The sequence below is a fragment of the Aurantimonas sp. A2-1-M11 genome (genome assembly GCF_036549475.1).
Taxonomy (GTDB): domain Bacteria; phylum Pseudomonadota; class Alphaproteobacteria; order Rhizobiales; family Rhizobiaceae; genus Aurantimonas.
This window is the reverse complement of the sequence record NZ_JAZHLI010000128.1, coordinates 1-5,140: the sequence shown is the minus strand read 5'-3', so window position 1 is coordinate 5,140 and position 5,140 is coordinate 1. Positions and strand designations below refer to the sequence as shown.

At 63.8% G+C, this 5,140-nt stretch carries 4 protein-coding genes; all 4 read right to left on the bottom strand.

Going from position 1 to position 5,140, the window contains the following annotated elements; genetic code table 11:
• Positions 1–170 precede the first annotated feature (170 nt).
• The 4 genes from VQ042_RS24515 to VQ042_RS24500 all read right to left on the bottom strand — a co-directional run bounded on the left by VQ042_RS24515 (position 171) and on the right by VQ042_RS24500 (position 4,923).
• Positions 171–902 carry a peptidase gene (locus VQ042_RS24515; RefSeq protein ID WP_331822887.1) on the bottom strand — a complete coding sequence of 244 codons (732 nt, stop codon included), beginning with the start codon at positions 900–902 and terminating at the stop codon, positions 171–173.
• A 146-nt stretch (positions 903–1,048) separates the two neighbouring features.
• Positions 1,049–1,999 (bottom strand): alpha-E domain-containing protein, encoded by a 951-nt coding sequence (locus VQ042_RS24510; protein ID WP_331822886.1) that lies wholly within the window; start codon positions 1,997–1,999, stop codon positions 1,049–1,051.
• A gap of 10 nt (positions 2,000–2,009) precedes the next feature.
• Positions 2,010–3,404, bottom strand: a complete 1,395-nt coding sequence (locus VQ042_RS24505) for a circularly permuted type 2 ATP-grasp protein (RefSeq protein ID WP_331822888.1) — start codon at positions 3,402–3,404, stop codon at positions 2,010–2,012.
• A gap of 157 nt (positions 3,405–3,561) precedes the next feature.
• Positions 3,562–4,923 carry an aminotransferase-like domain-containing protein gene (locus VQ042_RS24500; protein WP_331822885.1) on the bottom strand — a complete coding sequence of 454 codons (1,362 nt, stop codon included), beginning with the start codon at positions 4,921–4,923 and terminating at the stop codon, positions 3,562–3,564.
• Positions 4,924–5,140: the final 217 nt, after the last annotated feature.

Below are 5,140 nucleotides of genomic sequence, written 5' to 3'. Positions count from 1 at the left end.
TTGCCCATCGAGAGCGCCTCGCCGAAAAGCCCGTTGCCCCTGTTTCCAGGGCCGCGTAACCTTCAATCCGGCAACGCCGCTCGCCGAAGTTCAACAAACTTCGGGACATCCCCGCGGGGATGGTGGGCGAGCCATTCCAGCACCTTCGGATGTTTGTGGGTCCCGAACAGCTAGCGTTCGAAGGGCGGCAGGCGGTCGAATGCTTCCTTGAGCGCGTCGGACCAGCCGCCCGAGATCGTCTGGTAATATTCGTCCTGCAGGTCGAACCGCCGCTTGTAGCCGGCCCGGAACTGGTCGGTCTCGTAGAACTGCATGTCGATGGGGGCCCCGACCGACAGGTTCGAGCGGATGGTCGAATCGAAGGACACGAGGAGCAGCTTGGCGCAGTCCTCCAGGCTCATCTGCGGATCGTAGGTCCGGATGATGATGGGGCGGCCGTATTTGTGCTCGCCGATTTGGAAGAACGGATTGTCCGGGCCGGCCTCGATGAAATTGCCTTCCGGATAGATCAGGAAGAGGCGCGGGCGGCCCCCCTTGATCTGGCCGCCCATGATGAAGGTTCCCGAAAACAGCGCGTCGGCCGACTGGCCGGCCGGCGTTGTGTAGGAAATGACTTCCTTGATGGTCTCGCCGACCATCTTGGCCGTCTGGAACATCGACGGCTGGGTCAGGATGGCGGGCTGGCGCTCCGAGGGGGCAAGCATCCGTTCTTGCAGAAGCGAGACCGTCGCCTGGGTGGTGGCCAGATTGCCGGCGCTGAGCAGGCACAGGAATCGCTCGCCCGGCACTTCCCAAGTCTTCATCTTGGACACGACGGAGATGTTGTCGATGCCCGCATTGGTGCGGGTATCGGACATGAAAACGAGGCCACGCTCGACGAGAAGCCCGACGCAATAGGTCATCTTGGCTGCTATCCCTCTGGGCCGCGCCCGGCGAATCAGCCAGGAAGCATGCAATCGAATTCTTGTGCCGGCCCAGTGCCTTCTGCAATCCCTGCGCAAGGATATCAATATGTTTCGTCGAGAGCCGCCGGTCCCGCCACGACGCTTCAGGCGTAGAAGCGGTAGCTTTCGGCGATCTCCCGGGCCACGCGATTGTTCTCGACGATGAATTCCTCGAGAAATTCGTGCATGCCGCCGTCGATGATCTCCTTCACCGACGCCTCTGACAGCTTGCGAGTGAGATCGCCGGCAGTCCGGGAGCAGGAATGCTGCGTCTCGTAATTCCGGTTGAGATATCTCAGGCTTTCCTCGATGCAGATATAGCAGTAGGCGAGCGAGCGCGGCAGCCTGCGGTTCAGCATCAGGAAGTCGATGATGTCCACGGCCCGGTACTCGCCGTCATATTCCCAGGCATAGGCGCGATGGGCCGACACCGAGCGCAGGATCGATGCCCACTGGAAATTGTCGAGTGACGAGCCGACGGAGGAGTGCTCGGGCAACAGCACCCAGTATTTGACGTCGAGGATGCGGGCGGTGTTGTCGGCCCGCTCGATGAAGGCGCCGAGATTGCAGAAATCGAAGATCTCGTTGCGCAGCATGGTGCCGTGGAACACGCCGCGGATCAGCGCCGTCTGGCGCTTGACAAGTTCCAGGATGGCGGTGAGCTCGACCGGGTTGAGCGGCTTGTCCAGCCGGCTCTTCATGATCAGCCAGCTCTCGTTGAGCGTCTCCCACAGATCGCGGGTGAGTGCGGTGCGCACCATCCGCCCGTTCATCCGCGCCGTATCGATAGACGAGCGCACGCTGGAGGGGTTGTCGCGATCGCGCAGCAGGAAGTCGATGATCGAGTCGGTGTCGTATTCGCTGTATTTGGCCAGATAGGCGGCCTCGACGCCGGCCGAGACCAGCACCGACTGCCATTCGTCGGGTTCGTCCGAGGACAGATTGGTCATCGACAGCCTTTGTCCGGCGTCGACGAGACGGGCCATGTTCTCCGCCCGCTCGATATAGCGGAACATCCAGAACAGGCCGTTGGCGGTGCGTCCGAGTAATGCCATGTGCTTCGCTTCAGTCCCTCAGTACCCAGGTGTCCTTGGTGCCGCCGCCCTGGCTGGAATTGACCACCAGCGAGCCCTTCTTGAGAGCCACGCGCGTCAGCCCGCCGGGAATGATCCGGACCTTGTCGGAGACGAGGACGAATGGGCGAAGATCGACATGCCGGGGGGCCAGGCCAGCTTCCGACAGGATCGGCACGGTCGACAGGGCCAGCGTCGGCTGGGCGATGTAGTTGCGGGGCCGCGCGCGTAGCTTGGCGGCGAACGCCTCACATTCGGCCGCCGTGGCGGCGGGTCCGACCAGCATGCCGTAGCCGCCCGAGCCGTGCACCTCCTTGACGACGAGGTCCTTCAGATTCTCCAGGACATAGGCGAGGCTGTCCTCCTCGGCGCAGCGCCAGGTCGGCACGTTCTGCAGCAGCGCCGGCTTGCCGGTGTAGAACTCGACGATCTCCGGCATATAGGAATAAATCGCCTTGTCGTCGGCGATGCCGGTACCGGGCGCATTGGCGATGGTGATGCCGCCGTTCTTGTAGACCTCCATGATGCCCGGAATGCCCAGCATGGAATCGGGCCGGAAGGCTTTGGGATCGAGATATTCGTCGTCGACCCGGCGATAGAGGACGTCGATGGGCGTGTAGCCCTCGGTCGTACGCATCTGGATACGGCCGTTGATGACCTTGGCGTCGGATCCCTCGATCAGTTCCACGCCCATTTGGTCGGCCAGGAAGGCGTGTTCGTAGAAGGCGGAATTGTGAATGCCCGGCGTGAGCACGGCGATGGTCGGCGGGCCATCGCAGGCCGACGGCGCGACCGCGGCGAGCGAGCGCCGCAGATGGTGCGGATATGTCTCCACCGGCCGCACGCGGTTCTGCGCGAACAGCTCGGGAAACATCTGCATCATCGTCTCGCGGTTCTCGATCATGTACGAGACGCCAGACGGCGTGCGGGCATTGTCCTCCAGGACGTAGAACTCGTTCTCGCCGACCCGCACGATGTCGGTGCCGATGATGTGAGTGTAGACGCCGCCGGGCGGCCGAAACCCTTCCATCTGCGGCAGATAGGCCTCGTTCCCCACGATGAGACGCTCGGGAACCTTGCCGGCCTTCACGATCTCCTGGTCGTGGTAGATGTCATAGAGAAACGCATTCAGGGCCTGGACGCGCTGTTCGATGCCCTCGGCCAGAAGCTCCCACTCAGCCTTGGCCATGATGCGCGGCACGAGGTCGAAGGGGATCAGGCGTTCGGCCGCCTCGGCTTCGCCGTAGACGTTAAAGGTGATGCCGGTGCGCCGGAAGAAGTCTTCGGCTTCGTGCGTTTTGGCAGCCAGTTCCTCGACATTCTGTTCCCGGAACCACTCGTTGAATCGCGCATAGGGCTCCCGGACATTTTCCCCATCAAGAAGCATTTCGTCGAACACCGTCACCTGCACCCTCCAGTCCAGTCACGTGAATAAGAGAAAGCGAATGCCCCGAAAATCAAGTGTGACGGACGCGATGAAGGGCAATTGGCGCGACTTTGCGCAAGTGGCCACCGAGTTTGCCGCGCAAATTTGCAGGCGGAACCTACTGGGATGCCGCGAGCTGCCCGCTTGGCGGCGGGTCGGCCAGTCGTGCGCCGGAGGCTGCGAGGATTCGCAGCGCAGTGTCGAGATCGGCGTCGGTGGGCGCGGCCGTCAGTGAGGCCCTGACGCGCGAGTGGAAGGTCCGGCCGGACGCGAAGGTGTCGGCCGGCACCACGGCGACGCCGCGATGGCGCAGCCGGGTCGCCGCCGCCTCGGCGTCGCCGTCGACGCTGAGCCAGACATGCGGCGCAGGCGCAGCGTCGGTCGGACCGAGATGGTGGAGCATCTGCTGCCAGCGTTCTTGCATCGTGCCGATCTGCCAGGCGGTGCGATCGGCAGCCGTGCCATCCTCGATCCATGTCGCCCCGGCCAGCATGGAGAGGGGCGTCATTACCCGGGAGGTGACGTGAAGGTTGCGGCTGAGGGCGGCCAGCATCGGGTGATCGCCGGCGACGAAGCCGAAGCGCAATCCGGGCATCACCGTCATCGACAGGCTCGACACCACGATTCCGCGCGACCCCAGTTCCCGGGCCAGCGGCGGCCGCCCGGACAGCGGGCCGTAGGCGTCGTCCTCGATGATCGTCAGGTCCCGCTGCTCGGCAACCTCGGCGATGGCGCGGCGCCGAGCGTCGCTCATCACGGCGCCGGTCGGATTCTGCATGTTCGGGACGATTACGGCGAGCCGGGCACTGGACCCGCGTGCGGCCGCGTCCAGTCCTTCGGGCATGATGCCTTCGCCGTCCTGCTCGACGGGGATCAGGCGCAGCCGCAACTGCCGCGCCAGCGCCTTCAGGCCCGGGAAGGTCAGGGATTCCACCAGTATCGCGTCGCCATCGCGGGTGGTCTCGGTCAAAAGGGCCTGCAGGGCGGCATGGGCGCCTGCACAGGGCACGACGATCATCGGGCGACGGCGCATTCCGCGCCACAGCTGCCAGTCGCTGATGGCCTTCTTGGCGCGATCGACAAGGTCGCAGCCGTGGTAGTGCGACAGCTCCGCCCGTTCGGCAGGGCTCAAGCGCTGGATCAGCGTGGCCAGCGCCGTGTCGTCCGGCATGGCGACGGGCGTATTGGTCGAGAGATCGACGATCCGCTCGGTGGAGCGATCGCGGATGAACAGCCGGGAGTCGGCCGATGGCAGCACGTAGGTGCCACGGCCGATCTCGCCGCCGATCAGTCGACGTTGCGCCGCTTCGCGATAGGCGCGGCTGATGGTGGATAGCTTGACGCCAAGGCCCGTCGCGAGTTCGCGCTGCGGTGGCAGCCGGTCGCCCGGCCGCAGGACGCCGCGCTCGATGTCCCTTGCAATCCGATCAACGATACTCAGGGCGTCGGCAAGCTCGTGTTCGTTCTGTGGGTTCCACATGGAGTTGCAAGCCGGTGAAGCCGGCCCCTCTGATCCGGGGTCGCTCTTGATGCCAATATATGACGCTGGTCACATTATCGTAAGTCAAGCTTGGGGGTATGCAACCAGGGCAATCGGGTGAAGAAGGTGATGACAAGCGGCTGAAGAGCTGAATCTTTCGAACTCCTCTGATTCTTGCGGGAGGAGATTTCGATGGTGGAGAGCGATGGCGATTTTG